The sequence below is a fragment of the Xanthomonas euvesicatoria pv. euvesicatoria genome (genome assembly GCF_020880415.1).
Lineage (GTDB): Bacteria > Pseudomonadota > Gammaproteobacteria > Xanthomonadales > Xanthomonadaceae > Xanthomonas > Xanthomonas euvesicatoria.
The window spans coordinates 85,045-109,561 of sequence record NZ_JAJIUJ010000111.1 but is presented as its reverse complement, the minus strand read 5'-3'; the positions used below and the strand labels follow the sequence as shown (position 1 = coordinate 109,561).

General features: G+C 65.7%; 25 protein-coding genes, 2 other RNA genes and 1 pseudogene. 10 read left to right on the top strand and 18 right to left on the bottom strand.

Translation table 11 applies throughout. The features are described from left to right. Nucleotides 1–148: 148 nt before the first annotated feature. The 7 genes from LN450_RS19450 to LN450_RS19420 form a co-directional block, all read right to left on the bottom strand. Nucleotides 149–223: non-coding RNA, sX9 sRNA (locus LN450_RS19450), on the bottom strand. A gap of 61 nt (nucleotides 224–284) precedes the next feature. Continuing rightward, entirely contained in the window at nucleotides 285–650 is a 366-nt protein-coding gene (locus LN450_RS19445; protein ID WP_008578205.1) for a hypothetical protein, read from the bottom strand. Continuing rightward, nucleotides 647–1,204 carry a bactofilin family protein gene (locus LN450_RS19440; RefSeq protein WP_011346835.1) on the bottom strand — a complete coding sequence of 186 codons (558 nt, stop codon included), beginning with the start codon at nucleotides 1,202–1,204 and terminating at the stop codon, nucleotides 647–649. The genes LN450_RS19445 and LN450_RS19440 overlap by 4 nt, the downstream gene beginning before the upstream one ends. A 233-nt stretch (nucleotides 1,205–1,437) precedes the next feature. After that, nucleotides 1,438–3,147, bottom strand: a complete 1,710-nt coding sequence (locus LN450_RS19435) for a diguanylate cyclase (RefSeq protein ID WP_011346836.1) — start codon at nucleotides 3,145–3,147, stop codon at nucleotides 1,438–1,440. Between the two features lie 107 nt (nucleotides 3,148–3,254). Then, the gene (locus LN450_RS19430; protein WP_011346837.1) at nucleotides 3,255–3,581 is read right to left on the bottom strand and encodes an XAC1346 family secretion chaperone; all 327 of its coding nucleotides are present in this window, start codon (nucleotides 3,579–3,581) and stop codon (nucleotides 3,255–3,257) included. Nucleotides 3,582–3,809: 228 nt separating this feature from the next. Then, entirely contained in the window at nucleotides 3,810–4,151 is a 342-nt protein-coding gene (locus tag LN450_RS19425; RefSeq protein WP_003489455.1) for a hypothetical protein, read from the bottom strand. 122 nt (nucleotides 4,152–4,273) lie between these two features. Beyond that, nucleotides 4,274–5,449, bottom strand: a complete 1,176-nt coding sequence (locus LN450_RS19420) for a thiolase family protein (RefSeq protein WP_003489456.1) — start codon at nucleotides 5,447–5,449, stop codon at nucleotides 4,274–4,276. Between the two features lie 154 nt (nucleotides 5,450–5,603). On the opposite strand from LN450_RS19420, the gene LN450_RS19415 reads away from it, so the two are divergent. After that, nucleotides 5,604–8,438, top strand: coding sequence for an autotransporter serine protease (locus tag LN450_RS19415; RefSeq protein WP_011346838.1), 2,835 nt, complete (start codon nucleotides 5,604–5,606; stop codon nucleotides 8,436–8,438). A 98-nt stretch (nucleotides 8,439–8,536) separates the two neighbouring features. Here the strand turns inward: LN450_RS19415 and LN450_RS19410 are convergent, their stop codons facing one another. From LN450_RS19410 to LN450_RS19395, 4 genes are all read right to left on the bottom strand, one after another. Further along, nucleotides 8,537–9,637, bottom strand: a complete 1,101-nt coding sequence (locus LN450_RS19410) for a Glu/Leu/Phe/Val dehydrogenase dimerization domain-containing protein (protein ID WP_005924809.1) — start codon at nucleotides 9,635–9,637, stop codon at nucleotides 8,537–8,539. Nucleotides 9,638–9,793: 156 nt separating this feature from the next. After that, complete coding sequence (locus LN450_RS19405; RefSeq protein WP_011346839.1) at nucleotides 9,794–11,050, bottom strand: 2OG-Fe(II) oxygenase; 1,257 nt, start codon at nucleotides 11,048–11,050, stop codon at nucleotides 9,794–9,796. A gap of 16 nt (nucleotides 11,051–11,066) precedes the next feature. Further along, a non-coding RNA gene (locus LN450_RS19400) (sX9 sRNA) lies at nucleotides 11,067–11,144 on the bottom strand. 102 nt (nucleotides 11,145–11,246) lie between these two features. Beyond that, nucleotides 11,247–11,774: a YgjP-like metallopeptidase domain-containing protein gene (locus LN450_RS19395; protein ID WP_306432167.1), complete on the bottom strand. Its 528-nt coding sequence runs from the start codon at nucleotides 11,772–11,774 to the stop codon at nucleotides 11,247–11,249. Nucleotides 11,775–12,154: 380 nt separating this feature from the next. Here LN450_RS19395 and LN450_RS19390 point away from each other — a divergent pair, with 380 nt between their 5' ends. Next, the gene (locus LN450_RS19390) at nucleotides 12,155–12,328 is read left to right on the top strand and encodes a DUF1328 domain-containing protein (RefSeq protein WP_003489471.1); all 174 of its coding nucleotides are present in this window, start codon (nucleotides 12,155–12,157) and stop codon (nucleotides 12,326–12,328) included. Nucleotides 12,329–12,486: 158 nt separating this feature from the next. Here the strand turns inward: LN450_RS19390 and LN450_RS19385 are convergent, their stop codons facing one another. Then, nucleotides 12,487–12,741, bottom strand: coding sequence for a DUF2789 domain-containing protein (locus tag LN450_RS19385; RefSeq protein ID WP_011346841.1), 255 nt, complete (start codon nucleotides 12,739–12,741; stop codon nucleotides 12,487–12,489). Between the two features lie 172 nt (nucleotides 12,742–12,913). Here LN450_RS19385 and LN450_RS19380 point away from each other — a divergent pair, with 172 nt between their 5' ends. Further along, nucleotides 12,914–13,180, top strand: a complete 267-nt coding sequence (locus tag LN450_RS19380; RefSeq protein ID WP_011346842.1) for a DksA/TraR family C4-type zinc finger protein — start codon at nucleotides 12,914–12,916, stop codon at nucleotides 13,178–13,180. Nucleotides 13,181–13,363: 183 nt separating this feature from the next. On the opposite strand, the gene LN450_RS19375 is transcribed toward LN450_RS19380, so the two are convergent. From LN450_RS19375 to LN450_RS19355, 5 genes and pseudogenes are all read right to left on the bottom strand, one after another. Beyond that, entirely contained in the window at nucleotides 13,364–13,957 is a 594-nt protein-coding gene (locus LN450_RS19375; protein ID WP_029818992.1) for a mechanosensitive ion channel family protein, read from the bottom strand. 425 nt (nucleotides 13,958–14,382) lie between these two features. After that, the gene (locus LN450_RS19370; RefSeq protein WP_008578219.1) at nucleotides 14,383–14,568 is read right to left on the bottom strand and encodes a hypothetical protein; all 186 of its coding nucleotides are present in this window, start codon (nucleotides 14,566–14,568) and stop codon (nucleotides 14,383–14,385) included. A gap of 189 nt (nucleotides 14,569–14,757) precedes the next feature. Beyond that, nucleotides 14,758–16,134: an Hsp70 family protein gene (locus LN450_RS19365; RefSeq protein WP_011346844.1), complete on the bottom strand. Its 1,377-nt coding sequence runs from the start codon at nucleotides 16,132–16,134 to the stop codon at nucleotides 14,758–14,760. A gap of 152 nt (nucleotides 16,135–16,286) precedes the next feature. Next, a pseudogene (locus LN450_RS19360) lies at nucleotides 16,287–16,753 on the bottom strand (FKBP-type peptidyl-prolyl cis-trans isomerase). Between the two features lie 342 nt (nucleotides 16,754–17,095). After that, nucleotides 17,096–18,145, bottom strand: coding sequence for a cation diffusion facilitator family transporter (locus tag LN450_RS19355; RefSeq protein ID WP_014089712.1), 1,050 nt, complete (start codon nucleotides 18,143–18,145; stop codon nucleotides 17,096–17,098). Between the two features lie 114 nt (nucleotides 18,146–18,259). Between LN450_RS19355 and LN450_RS19350 the strand changes: the two genes are divergently transcribed. Then, entirely contained in the window at nucleotides 18,260–18,595 is a 336-nt protein-coding gene (locus LN450_RS19350; protein WP_011346848.1) for a zinc ribbon domain-containing protein YjdM, read from the top strand. A 547-nt stretch (nucleotides 18,596–19,142) separates the two neighbouring features. On the opposite strand, the gene LN450_RS19345 is transcribed toward LN450_RS19350, so the two are convergent. Beyond that, nucleotides 19,143–20,261, bottom strand: a complete 1,119-nt coding sequence (locus LN450_RS19345; RefSeq protein ID WP_011346850.1) for an alkene reductase — start codon at nucleotides 20,259–20,261, stop codon at nucleotides 19,143–19,145. A 219-nt stretch (nucleotides 20,262–20,480) separates the two neighbouring features. Here LN450_RS19345 and LN450_RS19340 point away from each other — a divergent pair, with 219 nt between their 5' ends. From LN450_RS19340 to LN450_RS19315, 6 genes are all read left to right on the top strand, one after another. Further along, nucleotides 20,481–21,692 carry an MFS transporter gene (locus LN450_RS19340; protein WP_041855035.1) on the top strand — a complete coding sequence of 404 codons (1,212 nt, stop codon included), beginning with the start codon at nucleotides 20,481–20,483 and terminating at the stop codon, nucleotides 21,690–21,692. Nucleotides 21,693–21,854: 162 nt separating this feature from the next. Beyond that, nucleotides 21,855–22,025 (top strand): hypothetical protein, encoded by a 171-nt coding sequence (locus tag LN450_RS19335; RefSeq protein WP_014089715.1) that lies wholly within the window; start codon nucleotides 21,855–21,857, stop codon nucleotides 22,023–22,025. A gap of 219 nt (nucleotides 22,026–22,244) precedes the next feature. Further along, nucleotides 22,245–22,700 (top strand): PA2169 family four-helix-bundle protein, encoded by a 456-nt coding sequence (locus tag LN450_RS19330; RefSeq protein WP_011346853.1) that lies wholly within the window; start codon nucleotides 22,245–22,247, stop codon nucleotides 22,698–22,700. A gap of 271 nt (nucleotides 22,701–22,971) precedes the next feature. Further along, nucleotides 22,972–23,574 carry an RNA 2',3'-cyclic phosphodiesterase gene (gene thpR, locus LN450_RS19325; RefSeq protein WP_011346854.1) on the top strand — a complete coding sequence of 201 codons (603 nt, stop codon included), beginning with the start codon at nucleotides 22,972–22,974 and terminating at the stop codon, nucleotides 23,572–23,574. 35 nt (nucleotides 23,575–23,609) lie between these two features. After that, the gene (locus LN450_RS19320; RefSeq protein ID WP_011346855.1) at nucleotides 23,610–24,215 is read left to right on the top strand and encodes an HD domain-containing protein; all 606 of its coding nucleotides are present in this window, start codon (nucleotides 23,610–23,612) and stop codon (nucleotides 24,213–24,215) included. A 60-nt stretch (nucleotides 24,216–24,275) separates the two neighbouring features. Continuing rightward, the gene (locus LN450_RS19315) at nucleotides 24,276–24,470 is read left to right on the top strand and encodes an oxidoreductase-like domain-containing protein (RefSeq protein ID WP_011346856.1); all 195 of its coding nucleotides are present in this window, start codon (nucleotides 24,276–24,278) and stop codon (nucleotides 24,468–24,470) included. Nucleotides 24,471–24,517 lie beyond the last annotated feature (47 nt).

Below are 24,517 nucleotides of genomic sequence, written 5' to 3'. Positions count from 1 at the left end.
TCCCTCGCGAGCAGCCGCCGGACGGGCGTGGACGGCGCACAGGGGCTACGGGTGCACGCACGGCACATGCCGATCAACTCACCGCCACGTTCGTCCGGCAGTGCGCGTTTAGTGTTGGCAGCCGCGTGGATCGTGGACGCCTCAGAGCGGCCAACAAAACGTAGCGAGCGGCCGTCAGGTGGCGTGGACGGTACGAAGGAACCGCGGTGTACGCGTGGTACATGCCGATTCCGAGCACCGGCCGCGCCCGCCTGGCAGCTGCGCAGTCGTTTTGTCAGCTGTTCTCAATGCCGCGTACGCCGCCCGGGCGAACGCACCGCGCTCGCTTCCACCGCCAGGGTGAAGCCGCGTTCTTCGCCGCCGTGCATGGCGCCGACATCGACCACCTGGCGACGGATCTCCTCGCCCTTCCCGTTGCGCACCACCACCACCACCGTGTATTCCCACGGATCGCCGTCGGCCGGGTGGCGGATGGTGCCGTCGACCTTGAGCGGCACGATCGGCGCCGGCTGCGCGTGTTGCGCAGCCGCCGAATCGAAGCGCAGGTGGTGCTTGCACGCAGGGCAGACGCTGGCGCTTTCCAGGATCGTCGCCTTGCAGTGCGGGCAGCTGCGCGTGGCGCCGGGCGTGCCCGGGCGAGGTGCACTCATGTGGCGTCGCTGTCTCCGCTGACCACCGGCTTGCTGGCAGTGACCGGCTTGCCGCCATCATCGCCCCAGCCGAAATCGGCCTGGCCGCGCATGCGCGCACCCGAGGCCACCGTGAGGCTGCCGGCCTTGACGTCGCCGACCAACACACCGGACGTCTGCAGTTCGACCTGCGCGGCAGATTCGATGTTGCCCTCCAGCTCGCCGGCGATGATCACCTTGTTGGCGCGCACGCCGCCATTGAGCTTGGCGCCGCGTTCGATGGTCAGATCGCCCTTGACGTTGACATCGCCCTTGAAGCGGCCGGCCAGACGCACATGGCCGGCGCCTTCGATCTTGCCTTCGATGCTGATGTCGGCAGCGATCAGCGACTCTTTCGCTTCGCTGTGACGCTGCGTGGCCGCAGCTGCCGGCGCGACGCTGGGCGCTGCGGCGGCGGGCACCGGCGGCGCGGGGCTGGCCTCGGCGGTGAAGAGCCTGCCATCGGCCGCAGGAACCTCGGGGGTGACCGGAACGCCGTCTTTCTTATTGGGACCTTGATCGCGCCACATCGACATCGGACTGCCTCGCTTTAGGGGTCGAGGCCGACTATCGCTGCGCAACTGGATCTTTTGTGTGACGAACTCCGCAAACCGGGATGGACGACGCGCGCGCCGAAGCTGTCGGCAAACGCTGCGAGCAGCCGTCAAGTGGGTGCGCGCGGCGCACCAGGGCCGCAGTCTCCGCGTGCTACCTCCCGGCTTCGTGCGCAGCCGCGCCTGGCTGCCCGCCGTGGCCTCGTCCGCTGCCTTCAGTCCGCACTGTCCGTAGCAGCACCGTATCGCTCGACCCGGTTGCGCCCAGCATGCTTGGCACGATACAGCGCTGCGTCGGCTTTCTGGATCAGGCTCGCACCCTGTTCGCCATCGGCAGGGAAGCTGGCCACGCCGATCGAGGCAGTCACCTTCGGCAAGGCGCGCGCACCGTCGCTGACCGCCAGCGCGGCGATGTAACTGCGAATCTGCTCGGCCACGCGCATGGCTTCTTCGCCATCGGCTTCGGGCAGAAGGACGGTGAATTCCTCACCGCCGTAGCGGCATGCCACGTCCTCGGCGCGCAGGCGGGTCAGCAGCAATTCGCCCACCGCTGCCAGCAACAGGTCGCCGCCGGCATGGCCCTGGCTGTCGTTGAACTGCTTGAAATGGTCCACGTCCAGCATCAAGACCGACAACGGCAGACCACGCCGTGCGCACCGCGCCAACTCGTGGCTCAGCGATTCTTCCAGATAGCGGCGGTTATACAGCCCCGTCAGCGCATCGCGGATCGACTGCCGGCGCAGCGACTCGCGCAGACGCAGGTTGCTCAGCGCCAACGACAACTGTTCGGCGGCCGCCTCGGCGATTTCCAGCCGCGGCATCGGCCCCGGGCCGGCGGCAGACAGGAACAGAAACCCGAGCTGGGTGCCTTGCGCCGACATCGGCAGGCACGCGGTGGTGACGGATGCATCGTGTGCGGGTTCTTCGATATGCGCACACAGCGCATCCCGGCCCAGGTCTTGGACGATATGCGGCTGGCCGCGGCGCAGCGCCCAGCACTGCTCGGGCGACAGATGCGGCGCGCTGCGCACCAGCGGCTCGCCCCAGTGGCTGATCGCCTCGGCGCGGTCCTGCGAGGCGCGCAGCAGGTACACGCTTCCCGCCACGCCCGGCAGCAGGCCGGCCAGGGTACGGCTGCTGACCATCAACGCTTCTTCGGCACTGATGCAGCTCTGCAGCAGGCCGGTGTAACGGCTGAGCAGGTTGAGATCGGCGGTACTGCGCTGCAGTGCCTCGATGCTCTCGCCCAACTCGCGATTGGCCTGCGCCGCCAGCTGTTCTGCCTGCGCGCGGTGGCGCAGTTCGCGCATCAACAGCGCATAGACCATGCCCACCACCAACAGCCCGAACGGAATGCCGGCCAATGCCAGTGCCAGCAACAGGTTGGCGCTTTGTTCGCTGCTTCGCGCGCGTTGTGCCAGCAGCTCCTGTTCGCGCTGCACCATCGTCAATGCCTGCTCGCGGATGGCGCTGGTAGTGCGGAATGCGCTCTGCCGGATGTCGGCACGTGCCGGCTCCAGCCCACCTTGCGCATAGAGGTCGAGCACGTGCTGAATCTGCCGCAGGCGGGTTTCCACCAGCCGTTGCAACTGCGCCAGGTGCTGCTCCTGTGCGGGGTTGTCGACGATCAGGCGGCGCAGGTTGTCCAGCAGGATCGGCAGACGTTCGACACTGGTCTGGTAGTCCAGCAGGTAGGCGTCGTTGCCGGTAAGCAGGAAGCCGCGCTGCGCCGATTCGGCATCGAGCACGCGCGCCTGGATCTCGTCCACCCGCCCGATCACCTCGTGGGTGTGCGACACCAGCGCAGCGTCGGCCAGCGAACGGCGGGCACCCACGAAGATGCCGATTCCGATGACGACGAAGATCAGCGCAGAAAAAATCAGCGCCAGCTGGTTGCGCCGGCGCGACGTAAAAGAAGAGGACATATGCGAATGCTAGCCTGCCGGCCTCGACAACACGAGCCACCCGTCGGCCGAGACAAGCGCGCCGGCACATGGCCGGCGCGTTGCGGGTGCTGCGAGAGGGGAGCGACTCAGTGCTGCGCGTGGTCGGCGTCGTGCTTGTCGGCGTTCTGTTCGGCCTTGTTGGCCATTTCGCGCGTCTTGTCGGCAGTGGCATCGGCCGCATTGGCGGTGGCGCGGCTGGCGTCTGCGGCCAACTCGCGCGCAGCCACGCGTGCATCGGCAGTTGCGGCCTTCGCTTCCACTGCCGCACGGTCGGCGGCCTGTTCGGTCGCGGCGGCGGCGTGCTTGGCGGCAGAAGCGGCATCGCGGCGCGCCTGCTCGGCATCCGGGCCCTGACAGGCAGCAAGGGTGAGAGCGGCGATGGCGCTCAACGACAGCATGCGGATCGTCTTCATGGGTGGTCCTGTTCCTGTTCCGGTGTTGGAAGCCGGAGCTTATGCAGGAGGCGATGCAGTCTGCGTCAATGCGTCGCTGGCCATTCAGCCGCCGGGGAGACAGACGCAATCGTGCAGGTTGTTCGTGTCCTTGCTGCTGTCACGGTGTGCGAGGCTTGATTGGCAGACAAAGAAAAAGCCGCTGGAAACCAGCGGCTTTTTCCGAACTCGCTTGGAGTCAAGAAGTGATTACTTCTTGGCTTCTTCTGCGGTGTCCTTGGCAGCCTTGGCGGTGTCTTCAGCCGTCTTGGCAGCGTCGGCAGCCTGGTCAGCAGCAGCGTCGGTCGCGGCGCCGGAAGCAGCCTGAGCAGCGTCAGCAGCGGTGTCGGCCGAAGCAGCAGCGGTGTTGGCAGCAGCCTGAGCGGCGTCAGCCGACTGCGAGCCCGAGGCAGCAGCCTGGTCGGCAGCGGTCTGAGCGTCGGCAGCAGCTTCGTTAGCCGAAGCAGCAGCGTCCTGAGCCTGTTCCGGCTTCGAGCAAGCGGTCAGGGCCAGGCCCAGAGCCATTGCGATCAGCAGCTTGTTAATGGTCATTGTTTCAATCCTCGTCGTTAGATTAGGCAACGCGCTATTGCGCGCCCCCGACATGATGACGGCCACAAGACAAGTGTCAAGCGCACGCGCATTCAGTTTTGCAAAATCGCCGTTAAAGATAATTAAATCAATTCGATAGCAATGGCAGTGGCTTCGCCGCCGCCGATGCACAGCGTGGCGATTCCGCGCTTGCCTCCGCGGCTGCGCAACGCGTTCACCAATGTCACCACCAAACGCGCGCCGGATGCACCGATCGGATGACCCAATGCGCAGGCGCCGCCATGCACATTGACCTTATCGTGCGCGATGCCGAGTTGCCTGATCGGTGCCATCGCCACGACGGCGAAGGCTTCGTTGATTTCGAACAGATCCACATCGTCCAATCGCCAGCCGAGCTTGCTGACCAGCGACTGGATCGCAGCGACCGGTGCGGTGGTGAACCACTCCGGTTCCTGAGCGTGGGTGACATGGCCAACGATGCGTGCCAGCGGCGTCACGCCACGGCGTTGCGCGTCGTCCGCGCTCATTAGCACGGTGATTGCCGCTCCATCGGAAATACTCGAGGAACTGGCCGCGGTCACGCTGCCGTCTTTCTTGAAGGCTGGCTTCAGCGTCGGAATCTTGGCCACGTCGGACTTGCCCGGCTGCTCATCGCTGTCGACGACGACGTCGCCCTTGCGCGTGGTCACCGTCACCGGCACGATTTCGTCGGCAAACGCGCCGCTGCGCTGCGCCGCCTGCGCGCGTTCCACCGAGGCGATGGCGAACGCATCCTGGTCGGCGCGGCTGAAGCCGAACTTCTCCGCAGTGGCTTCGCCGAACACGCCCATGGCCTGGCCGTCATACGGATTCGTCAGACCGTCCCAGGCCATGTGATCGACCGCCTGAAAATTGCCGTAGCGGTTGCCGGTGCGCGAGTTGGGCAGCAGATGCGGGGCATTGCTCATCGACTCCATGCCGCCGGCCACCACGATGCTGGCCGAGCCGGCCTTGATCAGGTCGTGCCCCAACATGATCGCCTTCATTCCCGAGCCGCACACCTTGTTGATGGTGGTGGCGCCGGTCGAGGTAGGAATGCCTGCGGCGATCGCGGCCTGACGCGCAGGTGCCTGGCCCAGATTGGCCGGCAGCACGCAGCCGACGATGACTTCGGAAATATCGGCAGGCGCGATGCCCGATTGCGCGAGTGCGCCCTGGATAGCAGCCGCGGCGAGCGTGGGTGCCGGCACCGCATTGAATTGGCCGAGGAACGAGCCGATGGCAGTACGTTTGGCAGCAACGATGACGATGTCGGACATGAGCAGATACCGTTTAAAGTGAAACGATTATCTGCCTCATGGCGGCGCCGCGCCAGCGCGCGCCCCACGCGCACGCTTTCCGATTTAAAGTAAGCAAAGCATTATTCGGGCCCGATTGGGCCCCATCCATGGAATGGGTTCGGGGAGAACACCAATGAAGAAGCAAGACGTCGCCAGGACCGTACTGGCCTCGGCGCTGGCGGTTGCGTTGACCGCGTGTGGCGGCGGCGGCGGGGGCATTGCCCGTCAAAGCACCCCGGCCGCACCGCCGGTGACCTCGCCACCACCGCCTCCGCCGCCAACATCACCGCCGCCACCGGTGACGACGCCAACGACCCCGGAGCCTGCGATCGATGCGCATCTGGCGCTGACCAACGCGCGTGCGGCACAGGCGCTTGGCTTTACCGGCGCGGGGTACCGCATCGGTGTCATCGATACCGGCATCAATGCCAATCATCCGGCGTTGCAGGGACGCGTCAGCGACAGCTTCATCTATGTGGATCCACGCACCAACAACACCGCGGTGGGCGATGTGGTCGGGCACGGGACCGTGGTGGCCGAGCTGGCCGCCGGGCGTGCGGTCGGGCAATGGCCCGGCGGCATCGCGCCGGGTGCGGGCCTGGTGTCTGCACGCATCATCAGCGACCGTGCGCCGGACGATGACGGCAGCGGCGACGGCAACGAGGTCGATGGACCGCTCGGTCTGGGGCCGGTGCATGCCGATCTGATCAGTGCCGGTGTGCGCATCATGAACAATTCGTGGGGCGGCCTGTATTGGAACGACCCGACGGTGACCAATCAGATTGCCCAGGAGTACCGCCCTTTCATCCTCAGCAACGATGGGCTGGTGGTGTTCGCGTCGGGCAATGAATCGCGCTCGCAGCCCTCGGATACGGCGGCGCTGCCCAGTCAGCCTGGCCCGAACGGGACGCTGCCGGCGGCCGATCTGGAGCGCGGTTGGTTGGTGGTCGGCGCGCTGGATACCGCCAACCCGACGCAACTGGCGTCGTACTCCAACGCCTGTGGTGTGGCGATGCGCTACTGCCTGGTCGCGCCAGGCACTTCGCTGTTCATCGACCCGGACGCCACTGCCGGCAATGTCCGTTATTTCTACGGCAGCGGCACCTCGTTCGCAGCGCCGCTGGTCTCCGGTGCGGCTGCGCTGGTGTGGCAGGCATTTCCGTATTTCAACAATGATCTTGTGCGCCAGACCTTGCTGGGAACCGCCACCGACTTGGGGGCTGCGGGCGTGGATCCGGTCTTCGGCTACGGCCTGCTCAACGTCGGCAAGGCAGTGTTGGGGCCGGCACGCTTCGATTGGGGCACGGTGGATGTCAATGTCACGACCTTGCGTTCGACGTGGGCCAACGACATCAGTGGCACCGGCGGCCTGACCAAGCGCGGCACCGGGACCTTGGTATTGAGCAGCACGGCCAATACGTTTAGCGGCGACACCCAGGTCCTTGGCGGCACCTTGCAGACCGCCAGTTTGCAGAGTGCGCGGGTGAGCGTCGCCAATGGCGCGCGCCTGGTTGGCGCAGGCAACATCGGTGGTCGGGTCGACAACGCCGGGACCTTGCAGGTCAACGGCGCGACCGCCTCCATTGCCGGCAACTACACGCAGGCCAGCAATGGTCGCCTGGCACTGAATGTGGGTGACCGGTTGAATGTCGCGGGCACGGCGACCATCGCCGGCGACCTGCAATTGCTCGGTCGGCGCGACTACGTCGCCAACAACACGACCTACGCGGTGCTGCAGGCGACCAATGGCTTGCAAGGCACATTCGACACGCTGAGCAGCGGGCCGGCGGTGACCTTTCTGAGCGCCACGCGCAGCTACGACGCCAACACCGCGTATGTGTCGCTGCAGCGCATGGATGTCACCGCGGTCGCTGCGTCGCTGGGCGCGATCGGCACCGCGTCGATGGATTCGGCCATCCGCGTCGAGCAGGCGTTCCAGCAGGTCGATGCGCAGCAGTTCCAGGGCAACGGTGCGCTCAGCGGCGGCTTCATTCGCGCTGCAGCTGCCTTGCAACAATCGCCAACCGCCAAGGCCGCGGCGGATTCGCTGCGCAGCCTGTCCGGCCGTGCGCATGCCGACTCTGCGGCGATGACCTTCCACACCATCGATCTGGGTCGCCGCGCGCTGGCAGCGCATTTCGATGGGCTCTCGCAACAGCCGCGTCTGTTGGGCAACTGGCAACGGGCACTCGGCGGGCCGGGCGAGGGCGGTGCAACCACTTCGGGCTTTGCCACCTCCGGCTGGATGATGGGCAACGATGTGCGTCTGGCTTCCGGTGCGGTCACCGGTTTTGCGTTCGGCGAAACGCGCTCCAGTAGTCTGGGCGACCTGGATGGGGCACGCGGGCGCGATCGTCAGGTGCAGGCGCAGCTGTATTGGGGCACGACATTGGGCGCTGCGTACACGCTGGGCCAAGTGGGCTTTGGCAACGTCAATCGGCAGATCGAGCGCACCCTGCAGCTGGGCGAAGACCGCAGCAGCGCCTTCAGCGACTACAGCGGCAGTTACCTCAGCAGCAATCTGGAAACCGGGTACCGCCTGGGTGGCGCGCATGCAAGCCTGACGCCGTATATGGGCCTGGATTACGTGCGTTTGCGCAGCGACGGTTTCCGCGAAAGCGGCGGCGATGGCTTCGGCTTGCGTGCCGACGCGAATACGTCATCGCGCACGCAGGCGCTTGCCGGCGTGCGATCGGCGTATCGCTGGCGCGGTATCCAGCTGGGCGGCTATGCGGAATGGCAGCAGGCGCTGAGCAGCGATGGCTTGACGCTAGATGCCAGCTTCGTGGGGGTGGATGCGTGGGCACCGCTGCGTGGCATGCAACCGGCACGTTCGGGGGGTCTGTTCGGCATCACCGCTGCAGCACCGCTTGGCCAGCAGAGCCAGCTGCGTTTCGGTTACGACCAGCGGGTGGGCGAGCGCGGCGACGACCGTGCGTTGAGCCTGAAGTACAGCGCCGATTTCTGATCGGCGTGCATGACGCCCGGGCGCAATGCCCGGGCGTGGCGTTTTCAGCGGCAATCACGTACTGCGCTGATCGCTACGCCCAATCTATCTGTTGCCAGTTACTCGCCGCGTAGTTTGTGCAGGAAGCGCGGCGCAGTACGACCCAGCGGCAGCTTGAGTTTGCTGATGGCCTCAATGCGCGCTTCGGCAATCTGATCGGCCGCCTGCTGCGGCGAAACGTCCAGCTGCGTGGATAGATCGAAGACCTTTTCCAGGTTGTGATAGATGCTGCGGATCAGCCGCATCGCACGCTCACGGTTGTAGCCGTCGATCTCCAGCGACACATTCATCACCCCACCGGCATTCACCACGTAATCGGGTGCATACAAAATGCCGCGCCGGTGCAGCTCTTCGCCGATGGCGGCGCTGGCAAGCTGGTTGTTGGCGGTGCCGCAGATGATCTTGGCCTTGAGCTGCGGCAGCGTGTCTTCGTTGATGGCGCCTTCCAGCGCGCAGGGAGCAAATACGTCGGCCGATACCTGATGGATTTCATCCGGGCGCACCGCTTCTGCGCCGTATTCGGCCACTGCGCGGTCCACCAGCGCCTGATTCAGGTCGGCCACATAGAGTTTTGCGCCGCGCTCCTTGAGCAGCTTCACCAACTCCATGCCGATATGGCCCAGCCCCTGGATCGCAATGCTGGCCTTGCCGACTTCTTCGTGGCCGAGCTTGCGGTTGAGCGAGGCCATCAGTGCCTGCAGGGCGCCGTAGGCCGTGAACGGGGCAGGGTCGCCGGAGCCGCGGTGCACCTGGTGCACACCGGTGACGTACTCGCTTTCCAGGTAGATCTGCTCCATGTCATTGACGTCCGTGCCGACGTCCTCGGAGGTGATGTAGCGCCCGCCGAGGGTATCGACGAACCGGCCGAACGCGCGGAACAGCGCTTCGGTCTTGTCGGTCCGAGGGTCGCCGATGATGACCGCCTTGCCGCCGCCGACATTCAGGCCGGCCAGGGCGTTCTTGTAGGTCATGGTGCGGCTCAGCCGCAGCGCGTCGTTGAGTGCCGCCTCGCTACTGGCATAGGGGCGCATCCGCACGCCACCCAACGCTGGCCCAAGGCGCGTGCTGTGCAGGGCGATGATCGCCTTGAGCCCGGCGTCGCGGTTGTGACAGAAAATCACCTGCTCGTGGCCGGTGGTATCGAGGGTTTCGAAAAGCATCGAAGGCTCCGCGGGGCTGCGTGATGTGCCTTCCCTGAAGCCGGGCGTGCACCCGTGCCGTGGGAAACAAAAAACGCGACGTTTGCAGATCCTGTCCGATCACGTCGCGCTGCAACATTTTAAACCACGTCGGCAGGGGGGTGTGTATGAATCTGTTCACCAATCCCGGTAGCGTTGCTGGCGGAACCACAGCGTCCCCAACCATTTGCTGCCTGCCGTGACCGGCAGGCCGGCGTGCAGCGAATCGGCGTCCGGGCGGCCATCGGCATGCAGGTTGTCGAAGCAGACCAGTGTGCCGGGACGTGGCCGCACGCGAACGCCGGCGACCGGGAATTCGGTCTCGCCACCGGCGCCGACGTCGTTGAGATAGACGCAGACGGTGCGCTGGCGGTTGCCGGCGGTGGGGCGGTCGGCGGCGATCGTTCCGGGCGGCAGGTAGTCACGGTGCGCGCGGTACTGCTCGCCCGGTGCGTAACACAACACCGAGAGTGGTTCTGCGTGGGCGAGCGGGAGCTGCGCGCAGGCCGCCAACCGCGACTGTGCGGCACGCGCGGCGAAGTCTTCGATGATGGGGTCCAATGTCGCGCCGTGGCTGGTGCGGACCGGCGCGCGCCCGGTGCTGGCATCGTTGGGATCGATCACCTTCGAGGCACGCAGATGCGGTCGCGCCAGCAGCATGAGCAAGCGGCATTCGTCGGCCGACAGGACTGCGGCATATTCTTCGATGCGTGGGGCTGTGTGGCGTCGCACCGGGCCAACACGCGGCGCGAATGCGATGCGGTGACCGGCGGTGTCGTCTGCGGGGTCCGGCGGCGCGACGTCCACCGGCGGTAGCGCGGTCATGCCCAGGGGCTGCAACTGCTGCAAGAGCTGTGCAGCGGCATCGGGCTGGGGCGGCACGCCTTCGCCGCGCAGCAGGCGCTCGGCCAACAGGGCGGCCGACACGGCATCGCCGCCGGCCGCCGCGCGTTCCAGCAAGGCGACGCACTGCCGTTGCCGCTCCGGATGCGCCACACGTCCGTGCTGGATGGCGATGGCGCGTAGTGCTGGCGGGTAGTCGGCATTGGCTGCCGACTGCAGTCGATCCTGCGCAGTGCCGGCCAGGGTCAGCGGCTGCTCTCCCACAGCCAGGGTCGCCAGCAAATAGCGTGCTGCTGCAGCGCCCTGCCGCTCGGCCAGCTCCCAGTACGCACGCGCCTGACCGACGTCCACCTCGCAACCGACGCCATAGGCCCGCATGCGCCCGGCTTCGACCTGCGCCAGCGCATCGCCGGCGGCCGCGCTGCGCAAATACCAGACAAGCGCTTCTTCCGGTTGGCCGGCACGCACCAGCGCCTGGGCCAGCGCGTTGATCGCGCCGGGTTGCTGGCGTTGCGCCGCGCGGGTGAGGTCTGCAAAAGAGGAGGGCTGCATGCGCGCATCCTAAAGTGGCCAACACCACGTGGCGAGCGGTCGTCAGGTGGAGGTGGGCGGCGCGCTCGGAACTGCAGTGTACGAGAGTGTGCGAAGGAGACTTGCCGATTCCGGGCACCGATGGCGTGCGCGCCCGCCTGTCGGTGAGCGCAGTGGTTCGGTCAGCCGCGCCAAGTCCTGCACGTGTCCTGCACGCTCAGCGATCGCCAGACAAGGCTAACTGCGTCAGATACAGGCGCAGATCGAATTCCAGCTGATGGTAGTCCGGAGTCATGTGGTTGCAGAGCTGGTAGAAGGCCTTGTTGTGATCGGCCTCCTTCAGGTGCGCCAGTTCGTGCGCCACGATCATCTGCAAGAACGGCTCCGGCGCGTCGCGAAACACCGATGCGATGCGGATCTCGCGGCTGGCCTTCAGGCGGCCGCCGTGCACGCGGGAGATCGCCGTATGCGTGCCCAGGGCGTGCTTGACCACGTGCAGATGATTGTCGTACGTCGCCTTGTGCAGGGTCGGCGATGAGCGCATGTAGCGCTCCTTCATCGCCTTGACGTACTCGTAGAGATGGCGATCGGTGCGGATCGCGTGCCGGTCGGGGTAGCGTCGCGCCAGTACGGTGGCGAGCTTGTCCTGGGCGATCAGCTCGCGCACCTGATCCAGGACGGCGGGCGGGTAGCCGGTGAGGTAGCGAAGAGTGTCCATGGCGATCTGTCGCGGGCAGGCGCGCATGATCGCCGATGTGTCGGCCACTGACCAATCCATCCGTGCAGATGCGTGACTACGAACCAGCCGCGCATGCGCGCTGAGAGTCGATGCGGCAAGCGCGTGCATCTGTTGCGCTCAGTGCGGCTTGCACGATGCCATGCGCATGTGGTGTTTCGTCGTGCAAGGACGGCCACGCGCGCAGCTGCGATGATCCCTCCACGGGCGCGTGCGCTCGCGTGGACACGGCGCTTACTCTCTGAATGCAACGCGTGTATTGCAGCGTGTGTCAGGCGTATTCACGAGTGCGGCACATTCGAATCGGTAGCGTGCGGTGCATGTTCTGCGGCGCTGCGCCGCAAGCACACGATCGAACAACGGCACGGTGCCGATGAGGAGACAACATCATGATCAAGTGGGCCATCATTTTCGCAATTATCGGCTTGATCGCCGGTGCGCTGGGCTTCGGCGGCATGGCCGGCGCGGCGATGGGTATCGCCAAGTTCCTGTTCTGGGCGGGCATCATCATCGCCATCGTGCTGTTCGTGCTGGGCATGACGATTGCCAAGAAAGTGACCTGACGCAGGTTGCACGGCCGGGCACGCGCGTGGTCGCCCGCTGTACTGCCTGCGATGCAAAGGAGCGGCCCATTGGCCGCTCCTTTTTTTTCACCAATGCGCTGGCAAGCATGTCAGCTGCAGGCGATCTCAAGCGTGGCGCACGCGAGCGCGCGCCTGGCTCAAACGCCGGTATCGTCGGCAGTGGTATGCAGGGCGATATTGAGCTGATCGATGGTCACGATCCAGTCGGCATCGTCGAGGCGTTCTTCACGCAATAGCTGGGATTGGGCAGGCGTCCAGAACGGCGCTTCTTCCAGGCGCATATCGCCCGGCAGCGGGGAGTGCTCGGCAATGAAGCGGCGAATGCTGGCTTCGTCGGACGGCAGGCCAAGCTGGGCGAAGAGTTCGGAAAACGGGTGGACGGGCTGTTCCATTGCTGTTCCTTCGTGGGTGCGGATGGCGGAGTAATGGTCACTGCCGCGCGCGGCGGCCGGCGGCGTTGATTTGATGCTAGTTCAACCAGCTTGAGCGTACTGTGCACACGCGGCTTGGATTTGCCTGCGCGAGTGACCATATATGTGTCCAGACCAGCGAGGTATGGCGATCATGGCGACCGGATGGGCGGGTGATGGAGCGGTACAGGACCAGATCGATGCCACTGTCGACGATGCGATCAAGCGCGCGCGGAGTCAGTTGCATCACGGCCCGAGCCTGACGCACTGCGAAGAGTGCGAGGCACCGATTCCCGAGGCGCGCCGCAAGGCGGTGCCCGGCGTGCACTTGTGCGTGCACTGCCAAGAGGCGCATGACCTGGAGCAGGCTGGGCAAAGCGGCTACAACCGTCGCGGCAGCAAGGACAGTCAGCTGCGTTGAGTGGCTGATGGGTCATGCCCGCGATGCGACCGCGACTGCAATCCCCGCAGACGGCGCCGCTATCGCAAGCGTGCGCCGCAGTGGAGCCTACTGCGGTCGTCGAAGGTTGCCGCTTGCCGATATCGCCGTGTATGGGTTCTGCCACTGGCGAACTCGCCGCAGTATCGCGTCTTGGCCTTGCGCCTAGTTGGCGTTGAAGCTGCCGGTCTCGCGCCAGCGACGCGTCGTGCGCTGGAAAAACAGGCTGTTGGGAACTTGCAGTACGCTGCCGGCACGCTCGCCGGTTTCTTCCAGCGTGGTGTAGATCACGTTGATATCGATCACACGTCCCTTCAAGCCGGGCTTGTCGCCGCCTTCGAGAACCTCGATGTGATCGTGCAGGCGAAATGGCCGCGTGGTGATGATCAGGAATGTGCAGAAGATATTGGACAGCACGCTCCATGCAGCGAAGAACGCCACTGCGCCGACGGCTGCGAACCCGGTGAATGCGGTCCACAACGTGCCGCCCGAGACGCCGATGACCCGTAGCACCATCAGCAAGGCACTGACCGAAATGACGAAGCTGCCGACGCGGCGGATGCCGATCATCATTTCGGCGGGCACGCTGTAACGCGTGCACAGCCGCCGCAGCAACTGCCGGAGCAGCAGGCGGACCAACGCGGCAACTGCCAGGATCAGCACGATCTTGACCGTCGGTACCGCAATCGCCAGCCATTCGGGATTCCAATGGGGCAACAGGCTGCGGATCATGGCGGGCAACGCATCGGAGGCAGGCATCACGGCGTGCAGAATCAAAGGGGAATCCATTGTAGCGGGCCAACTCTGCGCTGTCGGTGTGCAGAGTGAATGCATGCTCGTCTGCGAATGCAGAAGTGCGGCAGATTGCATGCGTTCAATGCATGCCTACGCGCGCATGCGGATGGAGTCGTGGGTACACGCCTGGAGTTTTTGCGCGGATGCAGCGCAAGGCGCCGACGCGTCCGCAGCGTTCGGTTGCCACGCATCGGCGGCCTGTGCGAAGTCATTGTGCGGGTCATCGCCAGAAGCGACACGAGGCCGCATTGGAGTTGCAGTCCTGCGCGATGCGTATGAATGACATCGGCGGAAGCCAGACACAAACATGCCACCTTGCGGTGGCATGTTGGTACACCAATGCAACTTCGCGGCAACATGCATTGCAACCTGCCGCGGTGTTGGTGGCGTTAGGCGCTCTTGTCGCCGTCGTTGCGCGCCGGGCCGAAGTTGGTAGTGAGCACTTCGATCCGGCCGCCGGTCTTGCGGAACGCGGCGATGTCGGCAGCGATGCGCTCACGACTGAGCGGCTGCGACTTACCTTCGCTGCGAGCGATGCTGGGCTGGGATTTCTGCTTGGTCGCGGGACGTGCCATGTGGCCTCCTGTAGCGGGGAAGTGCGGTGACACCGCGTGCGGCTAGGGTGGCGCGCGCGGAAGCGGTGTCGAGAGTGCGGCGGCGTTCGGTGCGCCGTCGCGGCGGCACGGTGTACGTGCCGTTGCAGGCAAGACGGCTGGGCGTCGAGCAGCAACCGTGCATTATAGGGGATTACGTTGCAGCGCGTGTTAATCGTCCGACGAGTGGGCTACCTGCGCGGCAGCCCAGGCCAATCCCTGGACCACACCGAATGACGGATCGCCATGCACCAGGCGCGATTCGGGGAACGCAGCGGCCACGGTCTCGCGGATGTAGCCCGCCCGCGACATGCCGCCGGTGAGGAACACCGTCGTCGGTGCGGCGGCCATGTCGGCGCGCACCTGTGCCAGCAGGCCTGCCAGTTCGCCCAGATAGCTGGAAGCGGACGCAACCAACGCATCGGCCTGCACCTCCACGCCCAGGCCGCGCTCGATGAAGTCGAGCGCGGCCTGGTGCCGATCCAGCTCGCTGAGCGCGATCTTGCAGGCTTCCACGCCGCGGTACAGGCGCGCGGTGTTGCCGGTGTCCTGCAAGGCCTGCAGACGCTTGTCGAAGGGGGCGGGCACGTCCTGGTACTTGTGCAGGCGGAATTCGCGCTGTCGCGTCATGTCTTGCACCATCGCCGCCTCCACGTAATGGTGGGTGGGCACGCGCGTGATGCCGCGGCCGAACAGGGGCATGTAGGCCGCCAGGCTCAACGCCAGATCGATATCGGTGCCGCCACGCGCGATGCCCCAGGCACGGTGTACCTGCGGCGCAGCGCTGCCGCCGACGCTGGCATGGGCAATGTCGGTGGTGCCGCCGCCGATATCCACCACCACGGTGTCGTGGCGGCTGTCATGGCTGACGTGGTAATGCATCGCCGCCGCTGCAGGTTCTTCGAGAAAGTCCACGCCGTCGAAACCGGCGGCGATCGCGGCGGTCTGCAGGATCTCCAGCGCCTGCGCATTGCCGGCCTCACCGATCGAACTGCGAAATTGCACCGGCCGGCCCAGCGTGGCGTGACGGATGTTGATGTCGAACTGGCGCGAGGCTGTCAGCCGGATGTGTTCCAGCACATGGGTGGCGATGCCGGTAATGGTCTGGCGTGCGCGCGGATGCAGGTTGTAGCCCAGCATCGACTTGGGGCTTTGCACCAGGCTGCCTTCGCCTTCGAGAAAATACGCATCCAGCGCTTCGTCGCCGTAGACGGCGTTTTGCAGCAGGGCGGCGGAACTTCGTGGCTCACGCACCTGCTCTTCCATCCACTGCCGCCGCACGATGCGGATCGCATCGCGGCGCAGGCGGTCGGTGTTGGGGGTGCCGCCGGCGGCCAATGCATCGCGCCGGCCCGAGTCAATGAGCCGCTCTACCTCGTACTCCAGCGCTGGCGTCAGGCTGAAATCGTCCGGGTCGCGCATGGTCTCGGGAAAATACACCGTGGTGCGGAACTGCAAGGCCTCGCCGAAGCGCACCGGCACCACTTGCCCATCGACGATCGCCGCGGCGGCGGAGTTGCTGGTACCGAAGTCGATGCCGAGTTTCATGCAGACAGGTCTGGGAGCGGGCCGCGCACTTTACTACGCCCGCCGCACCTGCCGTCGAGATCGGCAGCGTCGGTGACGCCATGGCCCAGCGCGAGCGCTGTGTTGCGCACTGGCCCGCGCCGCAGCCAGGAGGGCGCGCGGCGCGCGCCGGGTCAGGCGGCCAGCTCGGCCACGTGACCGTCGTTCAATTCCTGCGTGGTGGCCTCGCGCACTGCCACCACCTCGACCGCGAAGTGCAGGGTTTGCCCGGCGAGCGGGTGGTTGCCGTCCACGGTGACCTGATCGGGGCCAACCGCGGTCACCGTGACCAGGACCGGGCCTTGCTGCGTGCGCGCCTCGAACTGCACGCCGGGTACCACGTCGACATCGGTCGGAAACGCATCGCGCGGCACCTGAGCTGCTCGTGGCGCGGGCCATAGCCCTGTTCGGGCACGACGTCGGCGGTGAGCGTATCGCCCAGCCGCTTGCCTTCCAGTGCCTGCTCCAGGCCGGGCACGATGTTGCCGGCGCCATGCAGATAACTCAGCGGAGTGTCGGGCGTGGAGCGGTCCAGCACTTGGCCGTTGTCGTCGGAAAGGGTGTAGTGGATGGTCGCAACGCGACCCTGGCTGATTTCCATTGGAAACCTCCATGAATGGGTGATCGAGGGGAATGCATCGGCTGATTCACGATGCGAAGAGGTGCCGCACGCACACCGTAGGCAATCGCACCGGATCATGCAACCGCAGCCAGGTTTGCGGTTGAGGCGGGGATCAGCTTGGCGGCACGACCGCCACGACCAGGCTCGCGCCGGCTGGCTCGGCGCGAAAACGGAGCGGAGCGTGGAGTGCGTTGGGCCGACCGTCCGCGGCGCGATCGGCGATTGCGACGTTGGCGCTGTGTTCGATGGACCAACGCGCAGCGACGCGGTGACCCACGGGCATGCTTCACGACATCTGCATGCCGCACGCTTCGGTCTCCCTCAATCCGGCGCTGCTCCGCTCTCGATCTGCGCACGCCGTGCACGCCAGGTTTCCGGGGTCTGCGGCTTGATGAACAGTGCGGTGAGCTCGGGATGTTGCTGCTTGGCGGCGGCTTCGATCCGCCCGACGCAGGCCTCGATCTGCGGTGTGGTGCGGCTGTCTTCGAACTCGGCGCTCAACGCCGCCACCACCTGGTTGGGGCCCATTTGCATGGTGAGCACGCCATTGGCCGCACGCACGTCCGGGTCGCTGGCGGCGATGCGCAGCAGCGAGTCGGTAACATGCGCATGCGCCGGCTCGCCGATCAGCAGGCCCTTGGTTTCGCGCGCCAACAGGAACGCGGTAAACGCCAGCACGCCGGCAATGCCGATCGAGGCGATGCCGTCGAGTTCGGGCATGTCGAACAATTGCGCACCGGCCAGACCGAGCAGTGCCATCAGCAGGCCGATCAACGCAGCGCTGTCTTCCAGCAACACGGTGAAGGTGGTGGGGTCCTTGCTCTGGCGAAATGCCTGGAAATAGCCCATGCGGCCTTTCTTGGAGCGAAATTCGCGCACCGCCACCACCCATGAAATGCCTTCGAACACGATCGATACGCCGAGCACGCAGTAGGCAATCAGGTGGCTCTTGGCCGGCTCGGGGTTGCGCAAATGTACGATGCCTTCGTACAGCGACACGCCTGCACCCATCGCAAAGACCAGCAGGGCGACGATGAAACTCCAGAAATACAGCTCGCGCCCGTAACCGAACGGATGGGTCGGGGTGGGTGGCTGCGCAGCGCGGCGCAAGCCATACAACAGCAGCACTTCGTTGACGGTGTCCACCAGCGAATGCACGCCCTCGCTGAGCATGGCCGAGCTGCCGGAAATGCCGGCGGCGATGAACTTGGCCACGGCAATGGCCAGATTGCCCGCCAGTGCCACGTACACCACCACGTGCGAACCCTTGGGCTTGCCTGGGCCATTCTCGCTGGCGGCGGGGTCGCTTTGTTGGGTGTGAGGGGAGGGCGGCGTTGTGCGCGGGGAAGTGGACACTGGCTGATTGGACACGCGCGACCTGCGGGGCATTCGACAAGCGCCGCACTATCGCCCCATCCCCGTGCCGGGTGCGTGATCGCGCACCCGGGCGGCTACAATCCACGCCCGCTTCGATCAAGGAATTGCATGCCTACCGTCCCCGCCTGTCCGCAATGCGGACTGGAAAACACCTATGCCGATGGCGCGATGTCGATCTGCGCCGACTGCGGCTTCGAATGGAGCGCAGGCGATGCCGCGGCAGACACGACGGTGGTGCGCGACAGCAACGGCAACGTGCTGCAGGCCGGCGACACGGTGACCGTGATCAAGGATCTCAAGGTCAAGGGCTCTTCGATCCCGCTCAAGCAGGGCACGGTGATCCGCAACATTCGCTTGGTCGAAGACGATGCCGAGCACATCGAGGGCAACTCGGAAAAGATCAAGGGCCTGGTGTTGAAGACCTGTTTCCTGCGCAAGGCGTAAGCGCGGTGACCCAGTGGCGCGGCAGTGTGCGTTGGCGGAAGCCGGCGCGCGCTATGGCCCCAATGCGCAGCGCACCTGCGGATAGGCAGTGCAGGCCCGTTGCGCTAGTCGCGCGGATACACCGCCGCCACCATGCAGCCCTGTCGCATGCGCGAGAGCCTTGGCAATGAGATAGCTGCATCATCGGCAGCGTTGGCGTACTGGCAATCGCGACGGCAAGCGCGCATGCGCCGCTGCGAAATCACGTGTGGTGATGGGGTGGCGTTGCGGATCAGATGATGCAGGGTGACGAGTGTCGGGCGCGCATGGCAACCGGCAAAAAACTCGACGCCAATAACGCACGACCAGGTGCGCGCAGGCGATGCGCAGGATGCCGGCAGCGGTCCGCCTGGCAATCACCGAGCGGCCGCATGGCCAGCGGCGCGCATGCAAGACCGGTCGCTGCTTATCGGCCAACAGCAGGCATGCAGTGCATCGGCGTCACCCACGGCAACCGCACCGTGCCAGCCGGCAGGTGCGGTCGCCTGGTCAGCGGCTGATCAGGCGATTACTCCGGCAAAGCGGGGTAGTCGGTGTAACCCTTGGCACCGCCGCCGTACATGGTGGCCTGGTCGATCTCGGCCAGCGGCGCGTTCTCGCGCAGGCGACGCACCAGGTCCGGATTGGCGATGAACGGGCGGCCATAGGCGATCGCATCGGCGTAGCCGCTGCTGATGGCCTGTTCGGACATGCCGCGGTCGTAGCCGTTGTTGGCGATCCAGGCGCCGTCGAACTTGGCGCGCAGCGCGGCATAGTCGAAGGCGATGTTGTCTCGCGGGCCGCCGGTGGCGCCCTCGATCACGTGCACGAAGGCCAGCCCGCCGATCAGGTTCAGGCGCTCGACCGCACGTTCGAACAGCGGCTGCGGGTCGGAGTCGTGCGCGCCGTACACCGGGGTCACCGGCGACAAGCGCACGCCGGTGCGGTCGGCGCCGATTTCATCGGCAATCGCCTGCACCACTTCGGCAAGCAGGCGGGTACGGTTTTCGATATCGCCACCGTAGGTGTCGGTGCGCTGGTTGGAGCTGTCGCGCAGGAACTGGTCCAACAAATAGCCGTTGGCCGCATGCACTTCCACGCCGTCGAAGCCGGCATCGATCGCGTTGCGCGCCGCGATGCGGTAGTCCTCGATCAAGCCGGGGATTTCATCCAATGCCAGCGCGCGCGGCTCGGACACGTCCTCGAATCCGTTCTTGGTGAAGGTCTTGCCTTCCGCGCGAATGGCGCTGGGCGCAACCGGCACTTCGCCCGGCGGCAGCACACTGGTGTGCGAGACGCGGCCAACGTGCCACAGCTGCAGCACGATCTTGCCGCCGCGGCGATGCACTTCGTCAGTGACGGCGCGCCAGCCCTCGATTTGTTCCTTGGTGTAGATGCCGGGCGTATCGAGGTAGCCCTGGCCCAGCGGACTGATCTGGGTGCCTTCGGCCACGATCAGGCCGGCGGTGGCGCGCTGGCCGTAATACTCAGCGGCAAGCGGCGAGGGCACCTGGCCGGCGACCGCGCGATTGCGCGTCAGCGGGGCCATGATCACGCGGTTGGCAAGCTCCAGCGCGCCCAGGCGCACCGGCGAGAACAAGGGGGATTGAGTGGATTTGGACATCAGCAACCAGTCGAAATTGATCACGCGCCAGGCGCGACGCCGCGCCGATCGCGGTGCCCGGTAGCGATGGTGGCGGACTCAAGCAGATTCGAGCGATGTAGATAGGACACAGCGTCCCCGTCGCGTCGAATGCGCGGCAACTGTGATGGAGTGGGCGCTGGCGCTGAATCGCCCCTGGTGTCGCGCTTTCCTGTCGTGCTGCATTGCACAATAATAGACCGCCCCGCAACTCTGGAGTCGGGCATGACCGATACCGACCTTTCTTCGCCACGCGTGTCCCGGCGCGATTACGTGCTGATCCTGCTTGCGCTGGCGATGGGCGGCTTTGCGATCGGCATCAGCGAATTCTCCACCATGGGCCTGATGACGCAGATTGCGCAGGGCTTGCAGATCACCGAGCCGCAGGTCGGTCACGTCATCAGCGCGTATGCGTTGGGCGTGGTGGTGGGTGCGCCCTTGCTGGCGATCCTGGGCGCGCGCTGGCCGCGGCGTACCTTGTTGCTGCTGTTGATGGTCTTCTATGCGCTGGGCAATGTGGCCAGCGCACTGGCACCGAGCTACCACGCCATGCTGCTGTGCCGCTTTATCGCCGGGCTGCCGCATGGCGCCTACTTCGGCGTCGCGTCGCTGGTGGCCGCATCGATCAGCCCGCCCAATCAACGTGCCACTGCAGTGGGGCGCGTGTTGTTGGGTCTGAGCGTTGCGCTGCTGGTGGGCAACCCGCTGGCAACCTGGCTGGGGCAAATCGTGAGCTGGCGCTGGGCCTATGCGTCGGTGTCGGTGATTGCGCTGGGCACGGTCGCCGCCGTGGCGGTCCTGTTGCCGCCGCAGCCGGAGGAGCTGCGCCAGCAGCCGCTGCGCGAATTGCGCGCGTTCAATCAGCCGCAGGTGTGGCTGGCGTTGGCGATCGGGGCGGTGGGATTTTCCGGCATGTTCTGCGTCTTCAGTTACCTTGCGCCGACCTTGACTGCGGTGACCGGCGTGACCGCAGCGCGCATCCCGTTGGCGATGGTGGCATTCGGCGTGGGCGGGGTGCTGGGAAGCATCCTGGGCGGTTGGTTGTTCGATCGCATGCAGTTCCGCGCCGTACCGGTATTGCTGCTGTGGTCGGTGGTGGTGATGTTGACGTTTCCGCTGGCAGCGCAGTCAGGCGTGTGGGTGTTTGTCTCGATCGTGGCGGTCGGCACCATGGGGGCGTTGGCGCCGGCCTTGCAAACGCGTTTGATGGACGTGGCGGCAGAAGCGCAGACCCTGGCCGCAGCGTCCAACCATGCAGCGTTCAATACGGCCAATGCATTGGGTCCATGGCTGGGTGGCATGGCGATCACGGCAGGCTGGGGTTGGACCTCCACCGGCTACGTCGGCGCGGCCACCGCGCTCGGCGGGTTGCTGGTCTATGCAGCGGCGGTGTGGCAGGAACGCCATCGGCAACGTGCGGTGCTGACGAATTGCTGAGCTGCCGGTGCCGCGATGCGTCAAGCGCCCGCGGCGCCGTTTCGCTCCGGTGGCAGCTTGCGGCGCCATGCAGCGATTCGCACAGCCCATGTGCCATCACGACAGCCATCTCACGGGGCGCCGGCGAGACTTCGCGCTCCATCAAGCGGACCGAACAGTGCCATGAACGAGTTCACTCCACCGCCTTGGAAGCGCTCCAATCCCAAGGGCAAGGCGAAGTCGACACCGTTGACCGATGCGCAAAAAGCAGCCGCCAAGCAACGCGCCGAAGAGGCAGGGCGGCCGTATCCGAATCTGGTCGACAACATGTGGGCCAGTCGCCAGCCGAAGTGATCTTGACTCGCTGTTGGCATGGATGAATTGCAATTCATCGCCTGCATGATGGCGTGAGGACGATGCCCACATCGCTCACATATCGATTATGCGGGCGACGCGAGGATGAGGCCGTACACAACGCGACGGCACTGCAATCAACCCATCGATTGAGTTAAACCGCCGCACGCGCAGTCATCGCACCGCGCGGCGTCGGTCCATCCAAACAAGGAGCCACACATGAGCATTCAGAGCAAAACCGAGCATAGCCTCAACGACCTCATCGCCATCTCGCGCGACGGCAAGGACTTCTATGAAGAAGCCGCGGCCAAGGTGGGCGACGCGGAGCTCGCGACGCTGTTCCGCCGCATTGCCGGCGTCAAGACCGACATCGTCAGCAGCCTGAGCAGTGTGGTCGCCGCCGCCGGTGGCACGCCGGAACAGCACGGCACCATGGTGGGCAGCATGCAGCAGTTCTACGGCAAGGTTCGCGCAACCCTGGGCAACACCAAGTACGGCTATGTGGCCGAGCTGGAAGAGTCCGAAGACCGTCTGTTGAAGGCGTTCGACGAGACCATCGCCGACCAGGACACCCCGGCCGCTGCACGCGAAGCCGCGCTGCGCCTGCTGCCTGAGGTACGCGCTTGCCATGACGTCATGCGCAACCGCAAGCATGCGATGAAGAGCGCCGCATAAGCTGCGCGTTGAACCGAGTGCATCGTCACCGATCCGATGCAGCTCCGGAGTAAGACGATAAAGGCGGAAACGGGCAGCGCATGCTGCCCGTTTCTTTGTGTGTCGCCGCAGGCGCGCATGCATGGCGCAAGGCCGCAATCGCAGTTCCACGCAATGCAAGAGGTTCCACATCCACGCCATGCATGCCGGCATGTCCGGCACGCGTTGGGTCTGCTAGTATCCGCCGCCCTTCTTCAGGCAGGCCCGCGTTGCGCGGTCGCGGCATCCACCCATGAAGCAACAGTTCCTGTACCTGTCATCGGCCGAGGCACAGCTGTCGCTCGGGCTTGGAGAAGAGAAGACCACCGAACGTCTGTTTTTCGCGGTGATGGCCGATGCGTCCACTGCCGAGCATGCAGCGCGCATTGCCGACCGCCTGTTGCAAGGCGGGCACGCCCAAGGCAAGGCGCTTGCGCGCGAACGGCTGCATGTGACCCTGCATCATCTGGGTGATTACGCCGGTGGTCTGCCGCCATCGTTGGTGAGCCGCGCCAGCCAGGCAGCGACGCGCGTGCAGATGGACGCGTTCGAGGTGGAGTTCGATCGCGTCGGCACCTTCGGCGGCAGGCGCTCGCAACTTCCCTGCGTGCTGCGTGGCGAAGAGCAGGTGCGCGGGCTTTACGAGCTGCAGGGCGCATTGGGAAGGCAGCTGGGGCATGTGGGCATTGCCGGTGATGCGCAATACACGCCGCACATGACGCTGCTGTACTGCAATCAGGCGGTGCCGCAGCGACGCTGCGATGCGCTTGCCTGGACAGTGCGCGATTTCGCGCTGGTACGTAGCTTTCTTGGCCAGTCGCGCTACCAGATCGAAGGCCGCTGGTCGCTGCGCTGATGTGCATGGCCGCGCGTACGCGGTAGCCTGCGGACATGGACATCGCCACGCCATTGCCATTGCACGCCGACCACCTGGCCGCGCTCGAACAGGCCTATGCCGCCCCGCCGCGCGCTTACCACCACTTCGGCCACGTTCGCGCGGTGCTGCAGCACTACGCCGAGGTCGCGGCCGGGCCGGGCTGGCGCCAGCCGACAGAAGTCTGGCTGGCGGTGCTGTTCCATGATGCGGTGTATCAGCCCGGACGCAGCGACAACGAGGCGCAATCGGCACTGATGGCGGCCGAAGCCATCCCGCGCTGGTGGCCGCAGGCGCGGGTGGATGTCGAGCGGGTGCAGGCGCTGATCCTGCTCACGGCCCGGCATGGACAAGTGCAGCCGCAGGACGTGGATGAAGACGCCGCGCTGTTCCTGGACTGCGACATGGCGATCCTGGCCGCGCCCGCGGCTGTATTCGATGCCTACGATCAGGCCATCGCCGAGGAGTATCGCGGGCACGTGCCCAGCGTGCTGTTCCGGCGCAATCGCCGTCGATTCCTGGCGGCTGTGCTCAAGCAACCGCGCATCTTCCTGAGCGACTACTTCCATACCCGCCACGACACTGCAGCGCGCGCCAATCTGCGCCGGCGGCTGGGGCGCTGAGCCTACGCCCCAGCCGGCTGCATGTCCGGCTGAGTCCGATGCGCACGCTACAATGGCCGCATGCACGACAGCGCTGCTTCCCGCCCAGACCCACGCCCGATCGCCCCGCAGCCGCCTGCGCCCAACGAATGCTGTGAGAGCGGCTGCCCGCTGTGCGTGCACGATCTGTATGCCGAGGAGCTGATGCGTTACCGCCAGGCCCTGGCAGCGTGGGAAGCGCGCCAGCCGGCGGTCAGCCGCCCCGAGGCGCAATGAGCCAGGTCCTGCGCTTCGCGCTGCAGTCCGGAACGATTATCTTTGAA

Bases quoted from the DNA above. Each gene is read 5' to 3' on its own strand.
- LN450_RS19445 (WP_008578205.1), bottom strand. From the start codon at position 650: ATGAGTGCACCTCGCCCGGGCACGCCCGGCGCCACGCGCAGCTGCCCG.
- LN450_RS19440 (WP_011346835.1), bottom strand. From the start codon at position 1,204: ATGTCGATGTGGCGCGATCAAGGTCCCAATAAGAAAGACGGCGTTCCG.
- LN450_RS19435 (WP_011346836.1), bottom strand. From the start codon at position 3,147: ATGTCCTCTTCTTTTACGTCGCGCCGGCGCAACCAGCTGGCGCTGATT.
- LN450_RS19430 (WP_011346837.1), bottom strand. From the start codon at position 3,581: ATGAAGACGATCCGCATGCTGTCGTTGAGCGCCATCGCCGCTCTCACC.
- LN450_RS19425 (WP_003489455.1), bottom strand. From the start codon at position 4,151: ATGACCATTAACAAGCTGCTGATCGCAATGGCTCTGGGCCTGGCCCTG.
- LN450_RS19420 (WP_003489456.1), bottom strand. From the start codon at position 5,449: ATGTCCGACATCGTCATCGTTGCTGCCAAACGTACTGCCATCGGCTCG.
- LN450_RS19415 (WP_011346838.1), top strand. From the start codon at position 5,604: ATGAAGAAGCAAGACGTCGCCAGGACCGTACTGGCCTCGGCGCTGGCG.
- LN450_RS19410 (WP_005924809.1), bottom strand. From the start codon at position 9,637: ATGCTTTTCGAAACCCTCGATACCACCGGCCACGAGCAGGTGATTTTC.
- LN450_RS19405 (WP_011346839.1), bottom strand. From the start codon at position 11,050: ATGCAGCCCTCCTCTTTTGCAGACCTCACCCGCGCGGCGCAACGCCAG.
- LN450_RS19395 (WP_306432167.1), bottom strand. From the start codon at position 11,774: ATGCGCGCCTGCCCGCGACAGATCGCCATGGACACTCTTCGCTACCTC.
- LN450_RS19390 (WP_003489471.1), top strand. From the start codon at position 12,155: ATGATCAAGTGGGCCATCATTTTCGCAATTATCGGCTTGATCGCCGGT.
- LN450_RS19385 (WP_011346841.1), bottom strand. From the start codon at position 12,741: ATGGAACAGCCCGTCCACCCGTTTTCCGAACTCTTCGCCCAGCTTGGC.
- LN450_RS19380 (WP_011346842.1), top strand. From the start codon at position 12,914: ATGGCGACCGGATGGGCGGGTGATGGAGCGGTACAGGACCAGATCGAT.
- LN450_RS19375 (WP_029818992.1), bottom strand. From the start codon at position 13,957: ATGCCTGCCTCCGATGCGTTGCCCGCCATGATCCGCAGCCTGTTGCCC.
- LN450_RS19370 (WP_008578219.1), bottom strand. From the start codon at position 14,568: ATGGCACGTCCCGCGACCAAGCAGAAATCCCAGCCCAGCATCGCTCGC.
- LN450_RS19365 (WP_011346844.1), bottom strand. From the start codon at position 16,134: ATGAAACTCGGCATCGACTTCGGTACCAGCAACTCCGCCGCCGCGGCG.
- LN450_RS19350 (WP_011346848.1), top strand. From the start codon at position 18,260: ATGCCTACCGTCCCCGCCTGTCCGCAATGCGGACTGGAAAACACCTAT.
- LN450_RS19340 (WP_041855035.1), top strand. From the start codon at position 20,481: ATGACCGATACCGACCTTTCTTCGCCACGCGTGTCCCGGCGCGATTAC.
- LN450_RS19335 (WP_014089715.1), top strand. From the start codon at position 21,855: ATGAACGAGTTCACTCCACCGCCTTGGAAGCGCTCCAATCCCAAGGGC.
- LN450_RS19330 (WP_011346853.1), top strand. From the start codon at position 22,245: ATGAGCATTCAGAGCAAAACCGAGCATAGCCTCAACGACCTCATCGCC.
- thpR (WP_011346854.1), top strand. From the start codon at position 22,972: ATGAAGCAACAGTTCCTGTACCTGTCATCGGCCGAGGCACAGCTGTCG.
- LN450_RS19320 (WP_011346855.1), top strand. From the start codon at position 23,610: ATGGACATCGCCACGCCATTGCCATTGCACGCCGACCACCTGGCCGCG.
- LN450_RS19315 (WP_011346856.1), top strand. From the start codon at position 24,276: ATGCACGACAGCGCTGCTTCCCGCCCAGACCCACGCCCGATCGCCCCG.